The organism is Pseudoduganella albidiflava (genome assembly GCF_004322755.1).
Classification (GTDB): domain Bacteria; phylum Pseudomonadota; class Gammaproteobacteria; order Burkholderiales; family Burkholderiaceae_D; genus Rugamonas; species Rugamonas albidiflava.
This window is the reverse complement of record NZ_CP036401.1, coordinates 1,076,648-1,102,042: the sequence shown is the minus strand read 5'-3', so window position 1 is coordinate 1,102,042 and position 25,395 is coordinate 1,076,648. Positions and strand designations below refer to the sequence as shown.

The window sequence follows — 25,395 nt, the reverse complement described above, 5'->3', positions numbered from 1 at the left end:
CTGGGATCTACACTTCCCCACCGGCAGAAACTGGGGTCAGACCCGACGGGTCTGACCCCGGCAGTCGCACCAGGGTCTGGTAAGCTCCGTCGGCACCTCAGTATAACGACGACACATGGACTCCCCCATCACCATCCGCCTGGGCGCCCGCGCGCGCCAGCGCATCGCGGCCGAAGGCCTGCAACCCGCCGACATCGCCATCATTCCCGCCGCGGCGGGCGGGCCGAAAGGCCTGATCCTGAACGGCATCGACACCTGGCTGTCCGGCGACTGGCTGCTCCGCGCGCCGCGTGAACGGCGGCTGATCGGCGCGTCGATCGGCGCCTGGCGGATGGCCGCGATGGCGTTCGCCGATCCCGTGGCGGCGCACAAGCGGCTGGCTTACCACTACACGCACCAGACCTACCCGGCCAGGATCGACGCGGCCTACGTGACGCGCACGGTGCGGGGCCTGCTGGAAGAAGTGCTGGGCGGGCATGGCGACGAAGTGCTGGCCCATCCGCATCATCGGGTAACCGTGATTACCGCGCGCGGCATCGGGCCGCTGGCCGATACCGGCGGCGTGCGCTGGCGCGAGATGGCGGGTTTCCTGCGCGCCGCGGCCGGCAATGCGGTCTCGCGCAGCCGGCTGGCGCGCGGCATGGAACGCGTGCTGTTCCACGATGCGCGCGACGACAGCGCCTGGCTGCGCGAGCGCTTCGATGCCTTCGCCTCGCATTTCGTCGGCCTGGACGCGGCCAACCTGCGCGGCGCGCTGCTGGCCTCCGGCTCGATTCCCCTCGTGCTGGAAGCGGTACGCGACATCGCCGGCGCGCCGCCCGGCACGTATTGGGACGGCGGCCTGGTCGACTACCACCTGCACCTGCCCTACCAGCGCGATCCCGGCCTGGTGCTGTACCCGCACTTCACCGACTACATCGTGCCCGGCTGGCTCGACAAGTCGCTGCCGTGGCGCCGCGCGCGTGCGCAGTCCGGCGACCTCGCGCTGGACAACGTGGTCCTGGTCAGTCCTTCGCCATCGTTCGTGGCCCGGCTGCCGAACCGCAAGCTGCCGGACCGGAACGACTTCAAGCACTACGGGCAAGACCACGCCGCCCGCATCCGCGACTGGACGCGGGCGATCGGCGAAAGCGAACGGATGGCCGAGGCGCTGGCCAGGTGGGCGGAAAAGCCGGACCTGAAGGTAGCGGCCGCGTTCTAGGCGCGGCCGCCACGGGTCAGCCGAGGAAGATCTGCTGCAGGTCGTTCAGGAAGCGGTGCCCCAGCTCGGTCGGGCGGATGATGGCGTGGTCGCGGTAGATCAGGCCTTTCGCCTCGGCCGCGTTGAGCTGCTTCTCGATGGTGTTCAGCGCCAGGCCGGTGCGTTCGGTAAACAGGTTGGGGGCGAAGCCATCCTGCAGCCGCAGTGTATTGAGCATGAACTCGAAGCCCATCTCGTCGCGCGCGATTTCGTTCTCTTCCTGTACCGGCGTGCCGTTCGCCACCTGTTCCATGTACGACTTCGGCTGCTTGTAGCGCGCCTGCCGCAGCACGCGGTGGGGGAACGACAGTTTCGAATGCGCGCCGGCGCCGATGCCCAGGTAGTCGCCGAACTGCCAGTAGTTCAGGTTGTGCTTGGCCTGGTGCCCGGGCCGCGCGTAAGCCGACACCTCATAGTGGCCATAGCCGGCCGCGCCGGTCATCTCGGCGACCAGGTCCTGCATGTCGGCGCTGGTGTCGTCGTCCGGCAGCTCGGGCGGATACTTGGCGAACACCGTGTTCGGTTCCATCGTCAGGTGGTACAGCGACAGGTGCGGCGGCTGGAACGCCAGGGCGGTGGCCAGGTCGGCGCGCGCCTCGTCCAGGGTCTGCCCGGGCAGCGCGTACATCAAATCGAGGTTGAAATTGTCGAACGTGGCGTGGGCGATATCGACCGCGCGGCGCGCTTCGCCATCGTCGTGGATGCGGCCCAGTGCCTGCAGGTGCCGCGCGTTGAAGCTCTGGATGCCGATCGACAGGCGGTTGATGCCGCTGGCGCGGTAGCTGCGGAATTTCTCCACTTCGAAGGTGCCGGGATTGGCTTCCATCGTGATCTCGGCATCGCTGTCCAGCGGCAGCAGGGTGCGCAGGTCGGACAGCAGCCGGTCCAGGCCCGCGGCGGACATCAGGCTCGGCGTGCCCCCGCCGATGAACACCGTGTGGATCTTGCGGCCCCAGATCAGCGGCAGCGCCATTTCCAGGTCCAGCCGCAGCGCGTCGAGGTATGCCTTCTCCGGCACTTCGCCCTTGGCTTCGTGCGAATTGAAATCGCAGTACGGGCACTTGCGCACGCACCATGGCCAGTGCACGTACAGCGACAGCGGCGGCAGCGCGGCCAGGTTCAGCGCCCCCGGCTGCAGGTATTGCGCGGCCACGCCGGCCGCGGCATCGATGGTGCGCGCCGGCGCGATGCTCTTGCCGGCACCCGCGCCGACCGGTTTGATGGGAATCATTTCAGCTTTTCTACCAGTGCACGCAGGGCCTGGCCGCGGTGCGACAGGCGGTTCTTCTCTTCCGGCGCCAGCTCCGCCGTGGTCTTGCCCAGCTCGGGAATGTAAAAATGCGGGTCGTAGCCGAAGCCGCCGGCGCCGCGCGGCTCGGCCTGGATCACGCCGCGCCATGTGCCGTCGGCGATCACCGGCTGCGGGTCGTCGGCATGGCGCACGAACACCAGCACGCAGTAGTAATAGGCCGACTTGTCGCCATGCGCTGCCAGGTCGGCGACCAGTTTGGCGTTGTTGGCGGCATCGGACTTCGGTTCGCCCGCGTAGCGCGCCGAGTAGACGCCGGGCGCGCCGCCCAGCGCGTTGACGCAGACGCCGGAATCGTCCGCCAGCGCCGGCAGGCCGGTCAGCCGCGACGCATGGCGCGCCTTCTGCAGCGCGTTCTCGACAAAGGTGTGGAACGGCTCGTCCGCTTCCGGCACGTTGAATTCGCCCTGCGCATGCACCTCGAAGCCGACGGTGGACAGCAGCGTGTTGAATTCCTTCAGTTTGCCCGCGTTGTTCGAGGCGAGGATGAGTTTCTGGGTCATGGTAAAGATGTCGTTCAGTGCAAAAAAACCGGTGACAGGCACTTATTATTTTGAAATGTTTCTCAAAAAATGGTGCCTGTCACCGGTTTTCGGGCAACTATTTTACCCCGCCAGCCCCAGTTCCCGCTTCTGCAGCCGGATCAGGTCGGCGATGCCGGCATCGGCCAGGTCGAGCAGCCGGTTCATCGTGGCGCGGTCGAAGGCGGCGCCTTCGGCGGTGCCCTGCACTTCGACGAAGTGGCCGGCGTCCGTCATGATCACGTTCATGTCGGTGTCGCAGGCGGAATCTTCCGGGTAGTCCAGGTCCAGCACCGGGGTGCCCTGGAACACGCCGACGGAGATCGCGGCGACGAAGTGCTTCACCGGCACGGCCGGGATCGCACCTTTCTCCACCAGTTTCGTGAACGCGTCATACGCGGCAACCATCGCGCCGGTGATCGACGCGGTGCGGGTACCGCCGTCGGCCTGGATCACGTCGCAGTCCAGGTGCAGCGTGCGTTCGCCGAAAGCCTCCAGGTCGAACGCGGCGCGCAGCGAACGGCCGATCAGGCGCTGGATTTCCTGGGTACGCCCGCTCTGCTTGCCCTTGGCGGCTTCGCGGTCCATGCGCGAGTGCGTGGAGCGGGGCAGCATGCCGTATTCGGCGGTCAGCCAGCCCTGCCCTTTGCCCTTCAGGAAGCCCGGCACTTTCTCTTCGATGCTGGCGGTGCAGATCACCTTGGTGTCGCCGCATTCGATCAGCACGGAACCTTCGGCATGCTTGGTGTACTGGCGGGTCAGGCGCACGGTGCGCAACTGGTCGACGGCGCGGCCGCTGGGGCGGGTCTGGAGGATCATGGACGCTGGTATCGCTTTCTGTTTGAGTAGTTGATTGAGTAGTTGATTGAGCAGCTGCCCGCGTTATGGCTTACTTCAGCAAGGGGCCGCTTCGATAAGCGCTTACTTGAGCAACTGGGAAGATTTTTCGATCGCCAGGCGGATCTCGGCGATGGCCCGGTCGATCTCGGCTTCGTCGAACGGATCGGCCGCGATCGACGTGCCGAGCCGGCCACTGGCCAGCGATTCGGTGGAGACGATCGTCGACCCGGCGGCCGGCGCATCGGCTGGCCGCCCTTCGGCTGCTTCCTGCCAGGCGATGGCCAGGCCGGTGACGTTGTCGCTGCCGGTACCGGCTACCCGCAGCGCGCTGCGCAGCAGGTCGGGAACGGCACGCTCGACGGCGCCGGTGGAAAGCGCGGCCACCAGCTCTTCCTCCGGCAGCACGGCCCACAGGCCATCCGAGCATAATAGCATCACGTCGCCCGTCTCCAGGCCGGCCTGCCCCGACAGCTCGACCTTCGGCGCGGCCTGCGCGCCCAGGCAGTTGTACAGCTTGTTGCGGTCCGGGTGCGTGTGGCGCGCCGACTCCGGCACGCGGCCGCCGTGGATCAGTTTTTCGATGTGCGAATGGTCGCGCGTGCGCGCCAGGATACGCCCGCCGCGCAGCAGGTAGAGCCGCGAATCGCCGCAATGCGCCCAGGTGGCCGTGTTGTGCTGCACCACGCAGGCGACGATGGTGGTGCGCGGCGTTTCCGGCCAGCCCTGCGCGCTGGCGTGGCGGTGGATTTCGCGGTGCGCGGCATGGCAGGCATCTTCCAGGAAGCGCGCCGGCCCCTTCACGTAGGGATCGGCCTGTTGCTGGAACAGCACGGAAATCGTCCGCAGCGCGATGGCGGCGGCCACTTCGCCGCGCGGGTGGCCGCCCATGCCGTCCGCCAGCACCAGCAGCAGCGCGTCGCGGGTGTAGCAGTAGCCCATCCGGTCCTGGTTCATGCTGCGCCCGCCGATGTGGCTTTCCTGGTAGACCGAGAATCGCATGGCCTATCCCTGTACCGTATCGGATGCTTCGCCGCCGCGCCGCGGGCGCAGGCGGCGCGCCAGCGTCCGCAGCCGGGCGAAGGTGCCGGCCGGCGCCGTTGACGTCGGCGATGCCGGTGGTGCCGGCAAGGCCTGGCCCGCTTCCAGCGCCTGCAATGCCTTCTGCATTTCAAACAGGCTTTGAGGGCGGGCCAGCGGATCGAGCGCCAGCGCGCGGCGCACCAGGGCGATCAGCGGCGCCGGATAGCGTTCGGCCAGTTTGGCGAAATGCTGCTCCATGCCATCACCCTTGCGGCGTTCCTCGGCGGGCTGCGGTGGCGCGCCGGCCATGCAGGCGAACATCGCGGCGCCGATGCCGTAGGCGTCCGTCCAGGGCCCCAGCGGCGATGTCTTGATGGTCAGTTCGGGTGCGGCAAAGCCGGGCGTGTACATCGGCGTGAGAGTCAGCGCGCCGGAATCGATGGTGCGGCGCGCCGCGCCGAAATCGAGCAGCAGCGGTGTGCCGTCGGCGCGCAGGTAAATATTGGCCGGCTTTAAATCGAGGTGCAGCAAGCCATTGGCATGCACTTCGCGCAATCCTTTCAATACCTGCATGAAAACCTGCCGGATAAATGCCTCGCCGATCTGGCCGCCTTTGGCGCGCTGCCGCGAGATTTGCTCCTGCAATGTGTGGCCGGATTCATACGCCATTACCATGTACACGGTTTCGTGCGCGCGAAAGAAATTCAGCACGCGCACCACATTGGGATGGGCGATTTTCGCCAGCGCGCGCCCTTCCTCGAAAAAGCATTTCAGGCCGAGGCGGAATACCGGCAGGTTTGCCGCTGAAACGGCGGGCGCCAGTTCACCCTCTTGACGCAATGCCAACGCGCTTGGTAAATACTCCTTGATGGCCACCGCATTGCCCTCGGCGTCATAGGCAAGATAGACAATACTGAACCCGCCGGACGCAATTTTCTTTACAATGCGGTATCCAGCCAGCTCCAGCCCATCCGGCAACGGGACGTTGTTTTGTGCAGCCATGTATTTCCTCGCGTCAACCAACGCACTGAGACCGGATTGTGTGGACAAAACCAGGCATTTGTAAAGATAAAATCGGGGATATCCATTGAGCATTTCCAGCATGACGGGCTACGCGGTTGCCACCAGCGAAAGCGCGGCGGGAACTCTGACCATTGAAATCAAGAGCGTCAATTCCCGTTTTCTCGACCTTCAATTCCGCATCAACGACGATCTGCGCGCGCTCGAACCCGACCTGCGCGCCGCGATCATGGCCGCCATCACGCGCGGCAAGGTGGAAATCCGGTTGAGTTTCGGCCGCAAGGCCGCCGGCGCCGGCACCCAGGCGCTGAATATCCCCTTGCTCAATGAACTGGCCCGCCTGCAGAACGAGGTGACCACCCATTTCGCCGGCGCGCATGCGATGTCGGTCGCCGAACTGCTGCGCTGGCCGGGCGTCGTCGAGGAAGCACAGATCGGCCAGGAAACGCTGCAGGCCGACGTGGCCGCGCTGATGGCGACCACCGTCGAAGCCTTCGTAAACAGCCGCCAGCGCGAAGGCGCGGCGCTGGAAGCGATGCTGGTCTCGCGCATCGAAGCCATGGAAGCCATCGTCAAGCGCATCACCCCGCTGATCCCGCAGGTGGTGGCCGCTTTCCAGCAAAAGGCGATCGAGCGCATGCAGGAAGCGCTGGGCCTGGCGTCGCAGGGATCGAACGCGGCGCTGTCGCGCCAGGACGCGATGGAACGCATCCGCCAGGAAGTGATCCTGTATGGCATCCGCATCGACGTGGCCGAGGAACTGGGCCGGCTGTCCGCGCACCTCGGCGAGACCCGCCACATCCTGAAAAAAGGCGGCCAGGTCGGCAAGCGGCTCGATTTCATGATGCAGGAACTGAACCGCGAAGCCAACACGCTGGGCGCGAAAGCCTCCGTCAAGGAATTGGCAGACGCATCGATGGAATTGAAACTGCTGATCGAGCAGATGCGCGAACAGGTGCAGAACCTGGAGTAACAGCGGGGCGATGCAACGCGGGCAGGTGCAAAAGTTCGATTGCTCTTGGTAAAATACGCCTTTTGGGCCCTCGCCCGCGAATCGGAATTGAACATGAATCAACACTTCTCCGGCAGCCTGTTCATGGTTGCGGCCCCCTCCGGCGCCGGCAAGTCCACCCTGGTCAACGCGCTGCTGGCGCAGGAGCCGGCGATCAGGCTGTCGATTTCAACGACGACGCGGCCGCCGCGCCCGGGCGAAGAGCACGGCCGTGAATACTTCTTCACGACCACCGAGGATTTCATTGCCCGCGCCGACGCGGGCGAGTTCCTCGAATGGGCCGAAGTGCATGGCAATTACTATGGCACGTCGCGCCTGTTCGTCGAGGAACAGATGCGGGCCGGCACCGACATCCTGCTGGAGATCGACTGGCAGGGTGCGCGCCAGGTGAAGAAGCAGTTCCCGCAGGCGGCCGGCATCTTCATCCTGCCGCCATCGATCGCGGCGCTGGAAGAGCGGCTGCACAAGCGCGGGCAGGATGAACCGAACGTGATCACGCGGCGCCTGCTGGCGGCCGGCGGCGAAATCGCCCACGCTCCCGAGTTCGAGTATGTTATTATCAATGAAGAGTTTCCGGTCGCCTTGCTTGAGCTGAGCGCGATCGTCCGATCGGCCCGTTGCCGGTTTGCGCAACAGGCGGCCCGCAATGCATCGCTGTTTGCCCAGCTGGGCATTCACGCCGAGCAGCACGATTGACAGCGTCCGAGACAGCGTTCCCGAGACAGAATCCAATAAAAAGAATGCGCGATTCAGTGTTTTCGATACTGAATCGGCAAGACGGCGTTTTTGAATACAACGTGTTTCAGGACGTTTTTTACAACGTTTTTTTACGACGTTCAATAGCGTTTCCAATCCATCCTTTCCAGAATTAGCCCAGGAGTTACCATGGCCCGTATTACGATCGAAGATTGCCTGCAGAATGTGCCGAACCGCTTCCAGCTGACCCTGGCTGCGACCTACCGCGCCCGCCAGCTGCTGCAGGGCCACACCCCGAAGGTGGAAGCCAAGGACAAGCCGACCGTGCTGGCACTGCGCGAGATCGCTGCCGGCAAGGTCGGCATCGAGATGCTGAAAAAGGTTCCGATGTAAATTTGGTGCCACGGATTCACCGCACCGCCACAGGTTCTCCAGTTGAATTACACTGCGAACACCATGAACCTGAACTCCACTGAATCCGGCATCACTGAACGCCCCGTTTCGCGGGGCCGCCGCTCGGCCGCCCGGCCGGACGGCGATGCCGGCCAGCCCCCTGCCATTTCCACGTCGCCCCTTGCCGCGCCGATGACGCCCGCCGGCGTTGCCACGATCAGCCACCTCACCGAAAAGCTTGCCGAGTACATGAGCGAGGCCGACCTGAAGAAGGTCAAGGAAGCCTACCGTTTCTCGGACGAGATGCACCTGGGCCAGGTGCGCAAGTCGGGCGAACCCTATATTTCGCACCCGATCGCGGTGGCCGAGATCTGCGCGGACTGGAAGCTCGACGCCCAGGCACTGATGGCGGCGCTGCTGCATGACGTAATGGAAGACCAGGACGTCAAGAAGGAAGAGCTGATCGAACGCTTCGGCGCGCCGGTCGCGCAACTCGTCGACGGCCTGTCAAAACTGGAAAAGATCGAGTTCCAGAGCCAGATCGAGGCGCAGGCGGAAAACTTCCGCAAGATGCTGCTGGCCATGGCCTCGGACGTACGCGTCATCCTGATCAAGCTGGCCGACCGCCTGCACAACATGCGCACGCTGGACGTGATGGCGCCCGCCAAGAAGCAGCGCATCGCCAAGGAAACGATGGAAGTGTATGTGCCGATCGCCCACCGGCTCGGCCTGAACAACATCTACCGCGAGCTGCAGGACCTGTCGTTCTCGCACCTGTACCCGCTGCGCTACCACGTGCTGGCGAAGGCGGTGAAGGCGGCGCGCGGCAACCGGCGCGAAGTGGTCGGCAAGATCCTCGACTCGGTGAAGAACACGCTGGGCATGGCCGGCATCCACGCGGAAGTGTACGGCCGCGAAAAGACGCTGTACGGCATCTACAAGAAGATGCGCTCGAAGCACCTCACTTTCTCGCAGGTGCTCGACGTGTATGGCTTCCGCGTCGTTGTCGACAGCTTCTCGAACTGCTACGTGGCGCTGGGCACGCTGCATTCGCTGTACAAGCCGATGCCGGGCAAGTTCAAGGATTACATCGCCATCCGCAAGCTGAACGGCTACCAGTCGCTGCACACCACGCTGATCGGCCCCTACGGCACGCCCGTGGAGTTCCAGATCCGCACGCAGGAAATGCACCGCACCGCCGAATCTGGCGTGGCCGCGCACTGGCTGTACAAGAACAGCGACGCGAACATGACGGACATGCAGCAGCGCACCCACGCGTGGCTGCAATCGCTGCTCGACATTCAACAACAGACCGGCGACTCGGCCGAGTTCCTCGAACACGTCAAGGTCGACCTGTTCCCCGACTCCGTGTACGTGTTCACGCCGAAGTCGAAGATCATCGCGATGCCGCGTGGCGCCACGCCGATCGATTTCGCGTATGCGATCCACACGGGCATCGGCGACCATACCGTGTCCGTGACGATCAACGGCGAGCCGGCCCCGCTGCGCGCCGAGCTGCGCAACGGCGATATCGTCGAAGTGGTGACCGACCCGAATTCCCGGCCGAGCCCGAGCTGGCTGTCCTTCGTCCGCACGGGCAAGGCGCGCTCGGCGATCCGGCACCACCTGCGCACCATCAACCTGCCCGAATCGATCGGGCTGGGCCGGCAACTGCTGCAGCAGGCGCTGGCCGGCATCAGCATCTCGCCGGACTTGCCGGAACCGCTGGTGGAACGCCTGCTGAACGAATCGTCGGCCAAGTCGATGGACGAACTGTATGCCGACATCGGCATCGGCAAGCGCATGGCGGCGCTGGTGGCGCGGCACATCTTCGGCCTGCTGGGCGGAGAATCGGCCTCGGTGCCGATCGACCACAATTCGGCGGCCGACCTCGACCCGGTCACGATCTACGGCAGCGAAGGCGTGTCGGTGCAGCTGGCCCCGTGCTGCCTGCCGATCCCGGGCGACCAGATCATCGGCCAGCTGCGCCGCGACCAGGGCCTGCAGGTGCACACCTCGGACTGCAGCGTGGCGCGGCGCCAGCGCCAGAAGGAGCCGGACCGCTGGATCGCTGTCAAGTGGGGCACCGAACTGAACCGCCGCTTCGACAGCCGCATCCGCCTGCTGATCAACAACGAAAAGGGCATCCTCGCCCGCGTGGCCGCCGAGATCGGCGAATCCGACGGCAACATCACCTTCGTCGGCATGGATGAAGACAACGACCACGTGCTGCACCAGCTGCGCTTCACCATCCAGGTGAAGGACCGCGTGCACCTGGCCGGCCTGCTGCGCAACGTGCGCAAGGTGACTGGCGTGAACCGGGTATCCCGCGAACGGGGGTGAGCGCTGGCAAGCCGGCGCGGCGTCTGGTGTCGGACACCGGTTTTTCCTTGCGCCTGCGCACTCCGCGAAAGACAAGCCAACAGGTTGTTGGCGCTTGAAAAACCCAACGGCAGAAGCCGGGGTCAGACCCGACGGGTCTGACCCCAGGTCTTGCACTTGGGGTTGATATTACGTCGGCGACTCGCCACCATCAGAACCCATCGCAGCTATGCGTTCCATGAAAGCCTGCGTGCCAATTGCAAATTCCGCCTCTGTCGCGGTGCGAATACGCATCAGATCCTTCATCGACAGGGGTTGCCCGAACAGTGATCGATAAGCTCCGCGCCGAAGTTCGCCTTCATGCCCAAGCCCCGCATACAGGGGATGTGGAGTGACCAGAGGATTTTCCTTCCCTTCTCCGTTGCACCGGTAACTCGACCACCGGTACTGTCCCGGATGGTCGGCCAGTCCAGCACGCACTGGGTTGAGCTCGACATACCGGTGGCAGGTTAGCAAGTAGGTTTCGCTTTCGACATACGCTGCCTTGTAGCGGCCTTCCCATAGACCGCCGGAGCGCCGGTATCGCCAACTGATGTACTGTGCATGGGCCTGCGCAACGCTCTTCATCATGTGTTGAACGTTGCCTGGGTCTTGAGGAGTCAGCAATAGATGCACATGGTTCGACATCAGTACATATGCATGTAGTGCGCAGACATGTAGCTCGACTGCCCGGCGCAAATGGTCGAGGAAATGTGACCGGTCGTTGTCGTTGAAAAAGCATGGTTGCCTGTTATTCCCTCGCTGAATGACGTGCAAAGGCAGACCCGGCAACAGCAAACGGGGGCGCCGCGGCATAGTTCTCTCCCATGAAAGAAATGCCGCATTTTCTGTTCTGTTGGCAGCGGTCGAACTGTGCGAGCGCAAGAAAAGAGGCTCGCCTCAGGCTACTCCGCAGCCGCCGGATAGCTCACTTCCAGTATCTCCAGCTCCTCCACGCCGGTCGGCGTATGCAGCGTGACGGTGTCGCCCTCGCGAGCCTTGGTGATCGTGCGGGCGATGGGCGAGATCCAGCTGACCTTGCCCTTCAGCGGGTCGAATTCGTCGATGCCGACGATCGTGATGGTGTTCTCGACACCGTCCTGGTTGCTGTAGGTGACAGTCGCGCCGAAGAAGATCTGGTCGCTGCCGTGGTGCACGCTGGGGTCCACCACTTCGGCCAGGTCGAGCCGCTTGGTCAGGAAGCGGATGCGGCGGTCGATCTCGCGCAGGCGCCGCTTGCCGTAGATGTAGTCGCCGTTCTCGGAGCGGTCGCCGTTCGAGGCGGCCCAGTGCACCACCTTCACTACCTCGGGCCGCTCGACGTCGATCAGCTGCAGCAGTTCATCCTTGATGCGGCGGTAGCCGGCGGGCGTGATGTAGTTCTTGGCACCGGCAGGAATCGGCGGCGCCAGCTGGACGTCGTCGTCATCGTCCTGCTCGGTTTCTTTCACAAAAGCTTTGTTCATGGGGAGTGGCGTTTCACGTATCATCCTGCTAATACGGAACGATTGTACACATTTATGCGCATTGCCCATTCCTGCCACGACGCCGTCTGGCAAGCCACCCGTTCCCAGCTCTTCCTGATCGATCCGCACACGCTGCACCTCCTCGACGCCAATCCTGCGGCCGCCAGGCTGTCGGGCGCCGGCGCGGGCGGCGATTTCGCTGCCATCGCCCCATTGCTGCCCCGCGAACAGTTCGACGCGGCCCTGGAAGGCGGCGGCCTCCTCCACACCGTGCTGGCGCGCGCCGATGGCACGCCATGCCGGGTGACGCTGCGCCTGGCCCATGTCCGGCACGGCGAGCGCGACTGCGTGCTGGCAATCGCCGAGGACGACAGCGCCGCCGAAGCGCTGCAGCAGGTGCAGTCGCGTTTCGACGCCATCGTGGCGCATTCGCCTGGCCTGGTCTACCAGTTCCGCCGCGAGCCGGATGGCCGGGTCTCGTTCCCCTACCTGAGCGAAGGCTGCCAGGCGCTGCTCGGCATGCCGGCGGCCGAACTGGCGGCCGACCCGGACCGCTTCGCCCACCTCGTGCTGCCGGAAGACCGCCAGTCGTACCTGGACTCGATGACATCGTCCGCGGCCACGCTATGGAGCTGGAACTGGGAAGGCCGTATCTGGATCGAGGCGTGGAAGGACGTCAAGTGGATCAACCTGCGCGCCACGCCGCACGTGCTGCCGGGCGGCGCGGTGCAGTGGGAAGGCATCATGACGAACATCACCGAAAGCAAGCTGGAGCAGATGGAAGTGCGTGCCAGCCGGGCCCGGCTCGCCGAGCTGACCGCGCACATCGAGAAGGTCAAGGAGCAGGAACGCACGCGCATCGCGCGCGAGATCCACGATGACCTGGGCGGCAACCTCACCGCCATCAAGATGGCGCTGGCGATGCTGGCCGCGCGCTTGCCGGACGGCGACCCGGTGCTGGCGCAGAAAGCGGCCTATGTCGACGAGCTGGCCGACCGCACCATCGATGCGGTGCACCGCATCACGCTCGACCTGCGCCCTTCCATCCTCGACTTCGGCCTGGTGCCCGCGCTGGAGTGGCAGGTCAAGGAATTCGCCGCGCAGGCTGGCCTGGCGTGCAGCTTCCAGTCCAACGAAAAGGACGTGAAGCTCGATTCGGACCAGGCCACCGCGCTGTTCCGTATCGTGCAGGAAGCGCTGACCAATATCGCCAAGCATGCCCAGGCGTCCAGCGTGGCGGTGCGCCTGCAGAGTACCCGGCAGCATGTGGGCGTGAAGATCACCGACAACGGCCGCGGCATCCGCGCCACCGATCGCGCCAAGCCCGGCTCGTTCGGCCTGCGCGGCATGGCCGAGCGGGCGCGGGCCCTCGGCGGCACGCTCAGCCTGTCCCATGCGCCGGGCGGCGGCACCGTGGTCGCGATCCGCATCCGGCGCGCCTCCCCGGGCGACGGCCTGGAAGCGGCTACAATTCGGCCTGCAATCACCAAACAGGACGTACCATGAGCGACAAGGCAGCCATCAAGGTTTTCATCGCCGACGATCACGCGATCGTGCGCGAGGGGCTGAAGCAGATCCTGGCCGATACCCGCGACATCGTGGTCTCCGGCGAGGCGGAAAACGGCAGCGATGCACTGCGCCTGTTCCGCAAATCCGGGTGCCACGTGGTGCTGCTCGATATCTCGATGCCCGACCGCAGCGGTATCGAGGTGCTGAAACAGATCAAGAAGGAAAAGCCCGAGCTGGCGGTGCTGATGCTGTCGATGCATCGCGAAGACCAGTACGCGATCCGCTCGCTGAAGGCCGGCGCGGCCGGCTACCTCACCAAGCAGAGCGCACCGAAGGAACTTGTCACTGCGATCAGGCAAGTCGCTGGCGGGTTAAAATACATCAGCCCCGCGCTGGCCCAGGAACTGGCCAACCACGTAGGCGAGGATCACGAAGCGGCACCACATGAAACGCTGTCCGACCGCGAGTACCAGACCCTGACGCTGATCGCCTCGGGATTGACAGTGGGAGCCATCGCCAAGGAATTGTCGCTGTCGGTGAAGACCGTCAGCGAATACCGGGCGCGGCTGCTGGTCAAGATGAAATTGAAGAACAGTGCGGAACTGACGCACTATGCGATCAGGAATGGCTTGATCGATTGACGGTGCAGCCGAATCGAGAGCTGATCGGATTGACGGCTCGATCGCTGCGGGTCGATCGTTGACGGCTCGATCATTGGCGGCTCGATCATCGGCGGCTCGATCATCGGCGGCTCGATCATCGGCGGCTCAACTGCCGGCCTGGTCGATCGATCTCCGGGATGGATAAGGTTTGGCAACTTCTGGTTCCGAAAATAAAGGAAATATGCCTCGCTACTCCGTGCTTCGGCTTAGCCTTCGTTGCCGTAACATACAGGCTATCGGTAATCCTTTGTAAAGGCTGCAAGCCAGATGTCGAGCAAACCCCCAGGTCAGGCGGACCAGAACCCGGCCGAAATCGCGCGAGAGGCATTTCGCCGCCTGGCGGTACGCCGCATCGCGCCCACGCCGGACGCGTATCGGGACATCTACAACGAAATCGCCGGTATTCCCGCGCCGCCACCCGTGGTGGCGGTCCCTGCCGATCCGGGGCCCGAAAACGTCCTGAACCGCTTTGCCGCGCGCATGTCCGAGCAGGCCTCCGGCGAGCTGGCCGACTTCGGCCGCCGCTTCAACCGCGCCGTGAAAACCCGCGACTGGGATGCGTATGCCACGGCGCTGTCGCAACTGGCCGAGCGGCCGATGAAAAAGGGCGGCATCGAACTGGCGCCGATGGCCGAAGGCGAGCAAACGCGGCTGCTGCGCGACCTGCTCAGCCGTACGCTGACCCTGGCGGTGGCCTCGCTCCTCTCCGGCGCGCCGGTCATGGCGGCGGAAGCCGAGGCGCTGGGCACCGCCACCAAGGAAGCCCATACCGAGGCCGACCTGTCCGAGATCGCCGTGCGGCTCAAGCAGCTGTGCTACCAGATCGAACTCAAGCATGGCGACACGGCGGAACAGCAGGAATTGCTGCTGCGGCTGTTCCGGCTGCTGCTGGAAAACGTCAGCGAATTGCTCGATGACGATTCCTGGCTGCGCGGCCAGGTCGATACCGTGCAGGCGCTGATCGCCGGCCCGCTCGATGCCCGCGCGCTGGAAGCGGCCACCCGCAGCCTGAAGGACGTGATCTACAAGCAAAGCCAGCTCAAGCACAGCGTAGCCGACGTCAAGGCCACCGTGAAAAACATGGTCATGACGTTCATCGACCGGCTCGGCCAGGTCGCCGCGTCGACCGGCGACTTCCACCAGAAGATCGGCGCCTATTCGGAAAAGATCAGCCATGCCAACGACATTACCGAGCTGAACTCGATCCTCGACGAAGTGCTGCACGAAACCCGCGTGGTGCAGAACGAAGCCCTGCAGGCGCGCGACAACATGGTCAGCGCGCGGCAGGAAGTGCAGGAAGCGGAAGAACGCATCAAGGCGCTGGAAACCCAGCTGCAGCATATGAGCGAGCTGGTGCGTGAAGACAGCCTGACGGGCAGCCTGAACCGCCGCGGCCTGGACGATGTGTTCGAGCGCGAAACGGCGCGTGCGGACCGGCGCGGCACGCCGCTGTGCATCGCCGTGCTGGACCTGGACGATTTCAAGAAACTCAACGATACCTATGGCCACATTGCCGGCGACAGCGCCCTGAAGCACCTGGTCAAGGTGGTCAAGGAAACGCTGCGCTCGATGGATGTGATCGCCCGCTTCGGCGGCGAGGAATTCCTCATCATGCTGCCGGAAACCACGGTCGATGCGGCCGTTGCCACGATGACCCGGCTGCAGCGCGACCTGACCCGGCATTTCTTCATGCATGAAAACGAAAAGCTGCTGATCACGTTTTCCGCCGGCGTGGCGCTGCGGCGCCAGGGCGAAGACCAGGCCGCGCTCGTCAAGCGGGCCGACGCGGCCATGTACACGGCGAAGAAAACAGGCAAGAACCGGGTTGTCGTGGCGGAGTGAGGTTTTTCCTGCTGCCGCGGCACAGTTACTGATGAGTTTTACTGATGAGCCCGGCGCTGCCGGGCTTTTTCTTTGGCCAGCAAGATCGGCCAATTCCTGCTCAACAGTACGCATCCCGCGATTATTTCTTCAGAAAAATCCGTTTTCTCAGGAAAAAGCCCTAAAGCTTTCCGCACGGATACCGTTACCTGGAACAACAGCGGCTTGATCGTCACAGGAACAGCGTGGCGGGCCAAAGTTACCGAGCAAATCGCCCAACGGCAGCACCGTCTGGAGAGTCACCATGGCATCGGTCATCAACACCAACATCTCGTCCCTGAATTCGCAACGTAACCTGACGGGCTCGCAAGGCGCCCTGTCGACTTCCCTGCAACGCCTGTCTTCCGGCCTGCGCATCAACAGCGCAAAAGACGACGCTGCCGGCCTGGCGATTTCGGACCGCATGAACTCCCAGATCCGCGGCATGAACCAGGCGACCCGCAACGCGAATGACGGCGTGTCGATGGCGCAGACCGCGGAAGGTGCCCTGTCCTCGTCGGGCGACATCCTGCAGCGTATCCGCGAACTGGCCGTGCAATCGTCGAACAGCACCAACTCGGCTTCCGACCGCCAGGCCCTGCAGACCGAAGTCGGCCAGCTGGCCTCGGAACTGAACCGTATCGCCCAGACCACCACGTTCAACGGCCAGTCGCTGCTGGACGGCACGATGGGTACCGCGAACTTCCAGGTCGGCGCCGATGCCAACCAGCTGATCTCGGCAAACGGCTCGAACTTCCTGACGAACACCTACGGCAACAACCGTATCGCTGCCGGCCAGGCCGATATCGCCGCCGAAGACGGCACCAGCGTCGTCGATGCGATGGAAGTCACGATCAACGGCGCGCGTGGCTCGAAGACGGTCACCACCGAAACGGGCGACACGGCGAAATCGATCGCCGACAAGATCAACAAGCAGACCGGCGACACCGGCGTGAGCGCGACCGCCCGGACCGACATGAACATGGGCCTGACCGCCAGCACGGCCTACTCGTTCGCACTGAAGGGCGACAACGGCGAAGCCAAGACGGTTTCGTTCACCACCGGCTCGGGCAGCTCGGCCAGCGATTTCGCCTCGGGCATCAGCGCCATCAATGCGCAATCGGCTTCCACCGGCATCACCGCGCAGTACGACCAGGAAAACGGCGGCATCAAGCTGACCCACGCCAGCGGTGCGGACATCGCCATCAGCGACAGTTCGGCCAACATGACGCTGTCGACCTATGACGCCGCCGGCGCCATGGGCAACTCGGCGGCGCCGGCGACCGGTGGCACCGCCAACGGCCGCATCACGCTGGACTCGTCGCAGAGCTTCTCGGTGACCGATGGCGGCTCGGGCCTGAACATCCAGGACACCGGTTCCTCGGCGCTGAACTCGGTTTCCGACCTGGACGTGACGTCGTTCGAAGGCGCCCAGCTGGCCATCAAGATCGCCGACGCGGCACTGTCGACGGTGAACGGCCAGCGTGCCGAATTCGGTGCACTGCAGTCGCGCTTCGCCTCGACGATCGCCAACCTGTCGACCACGTCGGAAAACCTGTCGGCATCGAAGAGCCGCATCGTCGACACCGACTTCGCAGCGGAAACCGCGAGCATGACCCGCGGCCAGATCCTGCAGCAGGCCGGTACCGCCATGCTGGCCCAGGCAAACCAGCTGCCGAACGGCGTGATGAGCCTGCTGCGTTAATAGAAACAAGGATCGATCGGAACAAGCACTGCATCCAGGCACGAACGACAAAGTTATCTGACAAGATTACCTCTTCATCCCCGGTTCTCCGGGGATTTTTTTTGCCCGTCAAAACGGAGAAATGAAGGAGAAAAACCCGTTTATTCTCCCTAAAGGTTGGCGCGGCACGGTCGATTTAGCGCGCCGGCGGCACGGGACTTTAGCCCCTGGCCGCACGAATTTCCCTATGAAAACGCCCTAAAGCTTTCCGCACGGATACCGTTACCTGGAACAACAGCGGCTTGATCGTCACAAGAACAGCGTGGCGGGCCAAAGTTAGCGAGCAAAGCGCCCAACAGCATTACCGTCTGGAGAACTACCATGGCATCGGTCATCAACACCAACATCGCTTCCCTGAATTCGCAACGTAACCTGACGGGCTCGCAAGGCGCCCTGTCGACTTCCCTGCAACGCCTGTCTTCCGGCCTGCGCATCAACAGCGCAAAAGACGACGCTGCCGGCCTGGCGATTTCGGACCGCATGAACTCCCAGATCCGCGGCATGAACCAGGCGACCCGCAACGCGAATGACGGCGTGTCGATGGCACAGACCGCGGAAGGTGCCCTGTCCTCGTCGGGCGACATCCTGCAGCGTATCCGCGAACTGGCCGTGCAATCGTCGAACAGCACCAACTCGGCTTCCGACCGCCAGGCCCTGCAGACCGAAGTCGGCCAGCTGGCCTCGGAACTGAACCGTATCGCCCAGACCACCACGTTCAACGGCCAGTCGCTGCTGGACGGCACGATGGGTACCGCGAACTTCCAGGTCGGCGCCGATGCCAACCAGCTGATCTCGGCAAACGGCTCGAACTTCCTGACGAACACCTACGGCAACAACCGTATCGCTGCCGGCCAGGCCGACATCGCTGCTGAAGACGGCACCAACGTCGTCGATGCGATGGAAGTCACGATCAACGGCGCACGTGGCTCGAAGACGATCACCACCGAAACGGGTGACACGGCGAAATCGATCGCCGACAAGATCAACAAGCAGACCGGCGACACCGGCGTGAGCGCGACCGCCCGGACCGACATGAACATGGGCCTGACCGCCAGCACGGCCTACTCGTTCGCACTGAAGGGCGACAACGGCGAAGCCAAGACGATTTCGTTCACCACCGGCTCGGGCAGCTCGGCCAGCGATTTCGCCTCGGGCATCAGCGCCATCAATGCGCAATCGGCTTCCACCGGCATCACCGCGCAGTACGACCAGGAAAACGGCGGCATCAAGCTGACCCACGCCAGCGGCGCGGACATCGCCATCAGCGACAGTTCGGCCAACATGACGCTGTCGACCTATGACGCCGCCGGCGCCATGGGCAACTCGGCGGCGCCGGCGACCGGTGGCACCGCCAACGGCCGCATCACGCTGGACTCGTCGCAGAGCTTCTCGGTGACCGATGGCGGCTCGGGCCTGAACATCCAGGACACCGGTTCTTCGTCGCTGAACTCGGTTTCCGACCTGGACGTGACGTCGTTCGAAGGCGCCCAGCTGGCCATCAAGATCGCCGACGCGGCACTGTCGACGGTAAACAGCCAGCGCGCCGACTTCGGTGCACTGCAGTCGCGCTTCGCCTCGACGATCGCCAACCTGTCGACCACCGCCGAGAACCTGTCGGCATCGAAGAGCCGCATCGTCGACACCGACTTCGCAGCGGAAACCGCGAGCATGACCCGCGGCCAGATCCTGCAGCAGGCCGGTACCGCCATGCTGGCCCAGGCAAACCAGCTGCCGAACGGCGTGATGAGCCTGCTGCGTTAATTGTCATAAATGCCGGAACGAGCGTCACCGCAAGGACTGGCACGAGCATCGAAAGCAGCATCGACACTGGCATCACAGCCAGTATCACCCCAGGCGCCTCCCCTGCTGCCTGAACAGTAAAGATCCCCGGAATGCTTCGCCATTCCGGGGATTTTTGCGCGGCCTCCCCGGCCGTGGAGAGCCATCTCCAGGCTCGGCAGTGCCCACTCCCATGCAAAAACAAAAATAAATCCACAGGGCAAAAAATACTTCCGAAAATCCCTAAAGGTTACCGAGTGGAAACCGTAACCAGATACAACAGCGGCTTGATCGTCCCAGAACACGGGGACGGGCCAAAGTAAGCGAGCAAATGCCGAATCGAAGTATCTGTCTGGAGTAATACAATGGCTTCCCCAATCAACACCAACGTCGCATCCCTTAACTCGCAGCGTAACCTGAGCCAGTCGCAATCCGCACTGTCCACCTCGCTGCAACGCCTGTCTTCCGGCCTGCGCATCAACAGCGCAAAGGACGACGCTGCTGGCCTTGCAATTTCTGACCGGATGAATTCCCAGATTCGCGGCATGACGCAAGCAACCCGCAATGCCAACGATGGCGTGTCCATGACGCAAACCGCTGAAGGTGCCCTGTCCTCGTCGGGCGACATCCTGCAGCGTATCCGCGAACTGGCCGTGCAATCGTCGAACAGCACCAACTCGTCGTCGGACCGCGAGGCCCTGCAGACCGAAGTCGGCCAGCTCGCTTCGGAACTGAACCGTATCGCCCAGACCACCACGTTCAACGGCCAGAAGCTGCTGGACGGCACGATGGGTACCGCGAACTTCCAGGTCGGCGCCGATGCCAACCAGCTGATCTCGGCAAACGGCTCGAACTTCCTGACGAACACCTACGGCAACAACCGTATCGCTGCCGGCCAGGCCGACATCGCTGCTGAAGACGGCACCAACGTCGTCGATGCGATGGAAGTCACGATCAACGGCGCACGTGGCTCGAAGACGATCGAGACCGAAACCGGCGACACGGCGAAATCGATTGCCGACAAGATCAACAAGCAAACCGGCGACACCGGCGTGACCGCCACCGCCCGGACCGACATGAACATGGGCCTGACCGCCAGCACGGCTTACTCGTTCGCACTGAAGGGTGACAACGGCGAAGCCAAGACGATCTCGTTCACGACCGGCTCGGGCAGCTCGGCCAGCGATTTCGCCTCCGGCATCAGCGCCATCAATGCGCAATCGGCCGCCACCGGCATCACCGCGCAGTACGACCAGGAAAACGGCGGCATCAAGCTGAGCCACGCCAGCGGCTCGGACATCGCCATCAGCGACAGTTCGGCCAACATGACGCTGTCGACCTATGACGCCGCTGGCGCCATGGGCAACTCGGCGGCGCCGGCTACCGGTGGCACCGCCAACGGCCGCATCACGCTGGACTCGGCGGGCAGCTTCTCGGTGACCGATGCCGGCTCGGGCCTGGGCATCGAAGATACGGGTTCCTCGGCACTGAACTCGGTTGCCGACCTGGACGTGACCTCGTTCGAAGGCGCCCAGCTGGCCATCAAGATCGCCGACGCGGCACTGTCGACGGTCAACAGCCAGCGCGCCGAATACGGTGCACTGCAGTCGCGCTTCTCGTCGACCATCGCCAACCTGTCGGCCACGTCGGAAAACCTGTCGGCATCGCGCAGCCGTATCGTCGATACCGACTTCGCTTCGGAAACCGCCGCCATGACCCGCGGCCAGATCCTGCAGCAGGCTGGTACCGCCATGCTGGCCCAGGCGAACTCGCTGCCGAACGGCGTGATGAGCCTGCTGCGTTAATCCGCGCAGGCTGAAACCGGCACGCACCATGCCGGTTTTTCCGTCACTCAACGGTTCCCCGTCTGGTTCCATCCAGCCGGGGAATTTTTCGCATTCAGGAGTTCACCATGACAATCGACCCGCTCGGCCTTGCCGCCCTTCGGTCAGAACGCGCCTTCGCGGCCCAGGCGCCGGTGCCGCCAGCCAGCCGCACGCCCGTAGCGACGGCCGCAACCACCGCGGCCACCGCCACGGGCGAGGCGACGCCGCCGGCCGACGCGCTCCCGGCCACCGACGATTCGGACGACGCGCTGAACGATGCGGTCAGCAAGCTCAATGCATCGATCCACGCGCAAAAACTGGAGTTCTCGATCGACGAGGACAGCAAGCGCACCATCGTCAAGGTCATCGACAGCGAGACCAAGGAAGTCGTGCGCCAGATGCCGACCAAGGAAGCCTTGGAAATCGCCAAGTCGCTCGACAAGGCATTCGGGCTGCTGATCCGCCAGCAAGCCTGACCTCCGGCACGGCCCACGGCCGTGCCCGGTTAGCGGGGCCGAAGCCTTTCCGGGCGTCGGCCCCGCCCCCTTTGCGCTACCATCAGGCTCATCGCCTGAACTGGACGTTCTTTCCCCCTCTCAAGTCTCGTTTGATTCTGCCGATAATAAAATACATTATCGCTTTCTCAGGAGCACAGCCGTGGCAACTATCACCGCATCCGGCGGCGTACTAGACGTCAGCAGCATCGTTTCCCAGCTGATGGCTGTCGAACAGCAGCCGCTGGCCAAGTTCCAGCAAAAGCAGGCGTCCTACCAGGCGTCGCTGTCCGCCTATGGTTCGCTGTCCGGCGCCATCGGCGTGTTCCAGTCCTCGCTCGGTTCCCTGACCAAGGCTTCCGACTTCAACGCGCTGAGCGCCACGCCGAGCAATGCCGATGTGCTGACCGCCTCGGCAACGTCGAAGGCCGTGGCCGGCAACTACAAGGTCAATGTCACGCAACTGGCCCAGGCCCAGACCCTGACCACGCCGGGCATCGCCAGCAACAAGTCGGCGATCGGGCTGGGCGCCAAGACCACGCTGTCGTTCCAGTTCGGCACCGTCAGCGGCAACTATGGCCAGGCCGGCACCGCGCTGGCCGGCAGTGTCGCCATGAACGGGATCAGCAACGGCTCGCTGACGATCAACGGCACCGCGATCGCCACCGACAGCACCACCACGAGCGCCCGCGCGCTGGCCGAAGCCATCAACGCGAAGAGCACGACGACCGGCGTGACCGCCACGGCGACGCCGGCCTCGACGGACGGCACGCTGTTCGCCGGCTTCGGCGACGTGGCCACCACGACCGGCACCTATGCGCTGAAGGTCGGCGGCATCGAGCTTGCCGCACTGGGCGAGAACGAGAGCGGCCTCACGGCGGCATCGCTCGACGCGACGCTGGCCGGGCCGAGCACCGCGCTGACGGCGCTGACGAACGCCGGCATCACCTTCACCGGCAGCGCCGCGAACGGCGACCTGACCTTCACCCGCGCCGACGGCGCCAACCTCGCCATCGAGGAAGTGGTGACGGGCGACGCCACGGGCGGCATCGGCAAGACGGACGTGGATGTGAACGCCGGCTCCAGCGTGACCGCTTCCAGCAGCGTTTCGCTGAGCTCCAGCGACGCCAGCCCGATCACGGTCGGCGGCAGCAACCCCGCCGCCGCCGGGCTGACGGCCGGCACCGCCGGTACCTACCTGGGCGGCGGCTTCTCGCAGGACGCCAACGTGGCATCCGGCACGGTGACGATCGACTCGACCAACAACTCGCTGGAAGGCATCCGCGACGCCGTCAACAAGGCCGGCCTGGGCGTGACCGCCACCATCGTGTCCGATGGCAGCAGCACGCCTTACCACCTGGTGTTCACGTCGAACGCCACCGGTGCCAACTCGTCGATGAAGATCACGCTGTCCGGGACGGATACCGATCCGCCCGATGCCGCGCTGGCCAACCTGCTGAGCTACGATCCGGCGGGCGATCAGAAAATGGCGCAGACTTCGGCCGCGCAGGACGCCAAGCTGACGGTGAACGGCATCGCCGTCACCAGCAAGTCCAACAACGTCGGCGAGGCGATCCAGGGCGTCAACCTGACGGTGGCGCAGACCGGTTCCAGCACGCTGGCGGTGAGCCGCAACACCACGCAGGTGAAGACCAACGTCGAAGCCTTCGTGAAGGCCTACAACGACCTGGCGGGCACGCTGAAGAAGCTCACGGGCTACAACCCCGACACCAAGTCGGCGGGCGTGCTGCAAGGCGACTCCACCGCCCAGTCGGTCCAGTCGCAGATGCGCCGTATGCTCACGTCCAACATCACCGGCATTTCCGGCGCGTTCAGCAACCTGAGCGACGTGGGCATCGGCTTCACCAAGGATGGCACGCTGGCACTGGATTCGTCCAAGTTCCAGAAGGCGATCGACAGCAATTTCGCCGACATCGGCACGCTGTTCGGCGCGGTCGGCAAGACCACCGACAACCAGGTTTCGTTCACCAGTTCCAGCGCCGCCACCAAGCCCGGCACGTACGACCTGGAAATCACGCAGCTGGCCACCCAGGGTGCGCTGACGAGCGGCACGGCGCTGCCGCCCACCACCACCATCGCGGCCAATACCACGTGGGCGGTCACCCTGAACGACAGCACGCCCAGCAACAGCAAGAACACGGCCATGGTCACCATTCCGGCCGGCACGTATTCCCCGGCTGACCTGGCGAAAGTGGTGCAGTCGTCGATCAACGGCACGTCGGCGTTTTCCACCGCGGGCAACTCGGTCACGGCATCGGTCGACGCGGACGGCATGCTCGTCGTGTCCTCGTCGAAATACGGCTCGGTATCGAACATCGCCCTGAACTCCAGCAGCGGCACCACCACCGACAGCCTGTTCGGCGGCAGCACCGCGGTGGCCGGCCTGGACGTCGCCGGCACGCTGGGCGGCCGCCCCGTGACCGGTTCCGGGCAAACCATGACGGGCCAGGCCGGCACGGATGTCGAAGGCTTGAAGATCGAGATCACGGGCGGCAACATCGGCCCCCGCGGCACCGTGAGTTTCTCGCAAGGCTACGCCTACCAGATGAACAACCTGGCCACCTCGATGCTGAGCAAGACCGGCCAGATCACCAGCCGCACGGACGGCATCAACCAGTCGATCAAGAGCGTCCAGAAGCAGAGCGACGCCTTCACCGACAAGCTGGCCGGCATCGAAGCCCGCTATCGCAAGCAATATGCCGCGCTGGACGTCATGCTGGCGAATATGCAGACGACGTCCAACTACCTGACCCAGCAGTTGTCGGCCCTGGCCGCCAACAGCTAAGAGCAACAAGGAACAAGGAGAACATCATGTTCGGAAGCCCGCAACGCGGCGTCAATGCCTACGCCAAGGTCGGCCTGGAAACCGGCATCGCGGCAGCCTCGCCGCACAAGCTGATCACGATGCTGTACGACGGCGCCGTGGTCGCCTTGATCAATGCCACCAACCATATGAAGTCCGGCAATATCGAAGCGAAAGGCAAGGCCATCTCGCACGCGATCCAGATCATCGACAATGGCCTGCGCGCCAGCCTGGACAAGGAAGTGGGCGGCGAGATCGCGAAGAACCTGGATGCGCTGTATGAATACATGAGCGCGCGCCTGCTCACCGCCAACCTGCAGAACCAGGTCGAGATCCTGGACGAGGTGCGCGGCCTGCTGACCGACCTGCGCGAGACGTGGAAGCAGATCGGCGAGGATGGCGGCGCCGCGCAAGCCGGCGGCGCCCCCGTGGCCAACCGCAAGCAATGACCAGTTTCCGGGATAACCGAACGATGACGATGACCAATCACGACGTGCTGTGCGTGTATGCGGCGATGGGCGAACTGACCAGCCAGATGGTGGCGGCCGCCAATGCTTCCGACTGGGAACACCTGCAAGAGCTGGAACAGCGCATGAATGCGCACGTGGCCGTGCTCAAGGTCAACGAGGGCATGGTGCGGCTGGAAGGCGAAGAGCGCGCCCGCAAGGCTTCGCTGATCAAGCAGATGCTGGACGACGACCGCAAGGTGCGCGACCTGATCACGCCATGGATGGCGCAGCTGTCGCGGCTCATCAACAGCACCGGCACCGAGCGGCGCCTGGTCAACGCCTACGGCGGCGTCTAGGCCGCCGCACGCCC

The 25,395-nt window shown here is 64.2% G+C and carries 24 protein-coding genes; 16 read left to right on the top strand and 8 right to left on the bottom strand.

Features of this window, described 5'->3' with window-relative positions:
• Nucleotides 1-115: 115 nt before the first annotated feature.
• Entirely contained in the window at nt 116-1,201 is a 1,086-nt protein-coding gene (locus tag EYF70_RS04695; protein ID WP_131144367.1) for a patatin-like phospholipase family protein, read from the top strand.
• 16 nt (nt 1,202-1,217) lie between these two features.
• Here EYF70_RS04695 and hemW read toward each other — a convergent pair whose 3' ends face one another.
• The 5 genes from hemW to EYF70_RS04670 all read right to left on the bottom strand — a co-directional run bounded on the left by hemW (nt 1,218) and on the right by EYF70_RS04670 (nt 5,932).
• Nucleotides 1,218-2,471, bottom strand: a complete 1,254-nt coding sequence (hemW, locus tag EYF70_RS04690; RefSeq protein ID WP_131144366.1) for a radical SAM family heme chaperone HemW — start codon at nt 2,469-2,471, stop codon at nt 1,218-1,220.
• Nucleotides 2,468-3,052, bottom strand: coding sequence for an RdgB/HAM1 family non-canonical purine NTP pyrophosphatase (rdgB, locus tag EYF70_RS04685; protein WP_131144365.1), 585 nt, complete (start codon nt 3,050-3,052; stop codon nt 2,468-2,470). The genes hemW and rdgB overlap by 4 nt, the downstream gene beginning before the upstream one ends.
• A 102-nt stretch (nt 3,053-3,154) precedes the next feature.
• A complete protein-coding gene (rph, locus tag EYF70_RS04680; RefSeq protein WP_131144364.1) occupies nt 3,155-3,889 on the bottom strand; it encodes a ribonuclease PH in 735 nt (244 codons plus the stop codon).
• A 102-nt stretch (nt 3,890-3,991) separates the two neighbouring features.
• The gene (locus EYF70_RS04675; RefSeq protein ID WP_131144363.1) at nt 3,992-4,909 is read right to left on the bottom strand and encodes a PP2C family protein-serine/threonine phosphatase; all 918 of its coding nucleotides are present in this window, start codon (nt 4,907-4,909) and stop codon (nt 3,992-3,994) included.
• A gap of 3 nt (nt 4,910-4,912) precedes the next feature.
• The gene (locus tag EYF70_RS04670) at nt 4,913-5,932 is read right to left on the bottom strand and encodes a serine/threonine-protein kinase (protein ID WP_131148893.1); all 1,020 of its coding nucleotides are present in this window, start codon (nt 5,930-5,932) and stop codon (nt 4,913-4,915) included.
• A gap of 100 nt (nt 5,933-6,032) precedes the next feature.
• Between EYF70_RS04670 and EYF70_RS04665 the strand changes: the two genes are divergently transcribed.
• The 4 genes from EYF70_RS04665 (at nt 6,033) to EYF70_RS04650 (ending at nt 10,394) form a co-directional block, all read left to right on the top strand.
• Entirely contained in the window at nt 6,033-6,923 is an 891-nt protein-coding gene (locus EYF70_RS04665) for a YicC/YloC family endoribonuclease (protein WP_131148892.1), read from the top strand.
• Between the two features lie 93 nt (nt 6,924-7,016).
• Nucleotides 7,017-7,658: a guanylate kinase gene (gene gmk / locus EYF70_RS04660; RefSeq protein WP_131144362.1), complete on the top strand. Its 642-nt coding sequence runs from the start codon at nt 7,017-7,019 to the stop codon at nt 7,656-7,658.
• A gap of 189 nt (nt 7,659-7,847) precedes the next feature.
• Nucleotides 7,848-8,051: a DNA-directed RNA polymerase subunit omega gene (gene rpoZ, locus EYF70_RS04655; RefSeq protein WP_131144361.1), complete on the top strand. Its 204-nt coding sequence runs from the start codon at nt 7,848-7,850 to the stop codon at nt 8,049-8,051.
• A 63-nt stretch (nt 8,052-8,114) separates the two neighbouring features.
• A complete protein-coding gene (locus tag EYF70_RS04650) occupies nt 8,115-10,394 on the top strand; it encodes a RelA/SpoT family protein (protein WP_131144360.1) in 2,280 nt (759 codons plus the stop codon).
• A 168-nt stretch (nt 10,395-10,562) separates the two neighbouring features.
• On the opposite strand, the gene EYF70_RS04645 is transcribed toward EYF70_RS04650, so the two are convergent.
• Both EYF70_RS04645 and greB read right to left on the bottom strand, forming a co-directional pair.
• Nucleotides 10,563-11,228 (bottom strand): transposase, encoded by a 666-nt coding sequence (locus EYF70_RS04645; RefSeq protein WP_131144359.1) that lies wholly within the window; start codon nt 11,226-11,228, stop codon nt 10,563-10,565.
• Nucleotides 11,229-11,317: 89 nt separating this feature from the next.
• On the bottom strand, nt 11,318-11,878 hold the full coding sequence (gene greB, locus EYF70_RS04640) for a transcription elongation factor GreB (protein WP_131144358.1): 561 nt from the start codon (nt 11,876-11,878) through the stop codon (nt 11,318-11,320).
• A gap of 54 nt (nt 11,879-11,932) precedes the next feature.
• Here greB and EYF70_RS04635 point away from each other — a divergent pair, with 54 nt between their 5' ends.
• Together EYF70_RS04635 and EYF70_RS04630 are read left to right on the top strand one after the other, a co-directional pair.
• Nucleotides 11,933-13,384, top strand: coding sequence for a sensor histidine kinase (locus EYF70_RS04635; RefSeq protein ID WP_131144357.1), 1,452 nt, complete (start codon nt 11,933-11,935; stop codon nt 13,382-13,384).
• Nucleotides 13,381-14,028, top strand: a complete 648-nt coding sequence (locus tag EYF70_RS04630; protein WP_131144356.1) for a response regulator — start codon at nt 13,381-13,383, stop codon at nt 14,026-14,028. Before EYF70_RS04635 ends, EYF70_RS04630 begins: the two co-directional genes overlap by 4 nt.
• Here EYF70_RS04630 and EYF70_RS30995 read toward each other — a convergent pair.
• On the bottom strand, nt 13,998-14,147 hold the full coding sequence (locus tag EYF70_RS30995) for a hypothetical protein (RefSeq protein WP_165497575.1): 150 nt from the start codon (nt 14,145-14,147) through the stop codon (nt 13,998-14,000). The genes EYF70_RS04630 and EYF70_RS30995 overlap by 31 nt on opposite strands.
• Before the next feature lie 169 nt (nt 14,148-14,316).
• Here EYF70_RS30995 and EYF70_RS04625 point away from each other — a divergent pair, with 169 nt between their 5' ends.
• From EYF70_RS04625 to EYF70_RS04590, 9 genes are all read left to right on the top strand, one after another.
• Nucleotides 14,317-15,891, top strand: coding sequence for a GGDEF domain-containing protein (locus tag EYF70_RS04625; protein ID WP_131144355.1), 1,575 nt, complete (start codon nt 14,317-14,319; stop codon nt 15,889-15,891).
• Nucleotides 15,892-15,963: 72 nt separating this feature from the next.
• On the top strand, nt 15,964-16,224 hold the full coding sequence (locus EYF70_RS30990) for a hypothetical protein (RefSeq protein WP_165497574.1): 261 nt from the start codon (nt 15,964-15,966) through the stop codon (nt 16,222-16,224).
• Nucleotides 16,175-17,614, top strand: coding sequence for a flagellin N-terminal helical domain-containing protein (locus EYF70_RS04620; RefSeq protein ID WP_131144354.1), 1,440 nt, complete (start codon nt 16,175-16,177; stop codon nt 17,612-17,614). Before EYF70_RS30990 ends, EYF70_RS04620 begins: the two co-directional genes overlap by 50 nt.
• A gap of 360 nt (nt 17,615-17,974) precedes the next feature.
• Nucleotides 17,975-19,414, top strand: a complete 1,440-nt coding sequence (locus EYF70_RS04615) for a flagellin N-terminal helical domain-containing protein (RefSeq protein ID WP_131144353.1) — start codon at nt 17,975-17,977, stop codon at nt 19,412-19,414.
• A 383-nt stretch (nt 19,415-19,797) separates the two neighbouring features.
• Nucleotides 19,798-21,237 carry a flagellin N-terminal helical domain-containing protein gene (locus EYF70_RS04610; protein WP_131144352.1) on the top strand — a complete coding sequence of 480 codons (1,440 nt, stop codon included), beginning with the start codon at nt 19,798-19,800 and terminating at the stop codon, nt 21,235-21,237.
• A gap of 107 nt (nt 21,238-21,344) precedes the next feature.
• The gene (locus tag EYF70_RS04605) at nt 21,345-21,734 is read left to right on the top strand and encodes a flagellar protein FlaG (protein WP_131144351.1); all 390 of its coding nucleotides are present in this window, start codon (nt 21,345-21,347) and stop codon (nt 21,732-21,734) included.
• A gap of 181 nt (nt 21,735-21,915) precedes the next feature.
• Nucleotides 21,916-24,558: a flagellar filament capping protein FliD gene (fliD, locus tag EYF70_RS04600; RefSeq protein WP_229420703.1), complete on the top strand. Its 2,643-nt coding sequence runs from the start codon at nt 21,916-21,918 to the stop codon at nt 24,556-24,558.
• Between the two features lie 26 nt (nt 24,559-24,584).
• Nucleotides 24,585-25,025 carry a flagellar export chaperone FliS gene (gene fliS, locus EYF70_RS04595; protein WP_131144350.1) on the top strand — a complete coding sequence of 147 codons (441 nt, stop codon included), beginning with the start codon at nt 24,585-24,587 and terminating at the stop codon, nt 25,023-25,025.
• 23 nt (nt 25,026-25,048) lie between these two features.
• Nucleotides 25,049-25,381: a flagellar protein FliT gene (locus EYF70_RS04590; protein WP_229420702.1), complete on the top strand. Its 333-nt coding sequence runs from the start codon at nt 25,049-25,051 to the stop codon at nt 25,379-25,381.
• Nucleotides 25,382-25,395 lie beyond the last annotated feature (14 nt).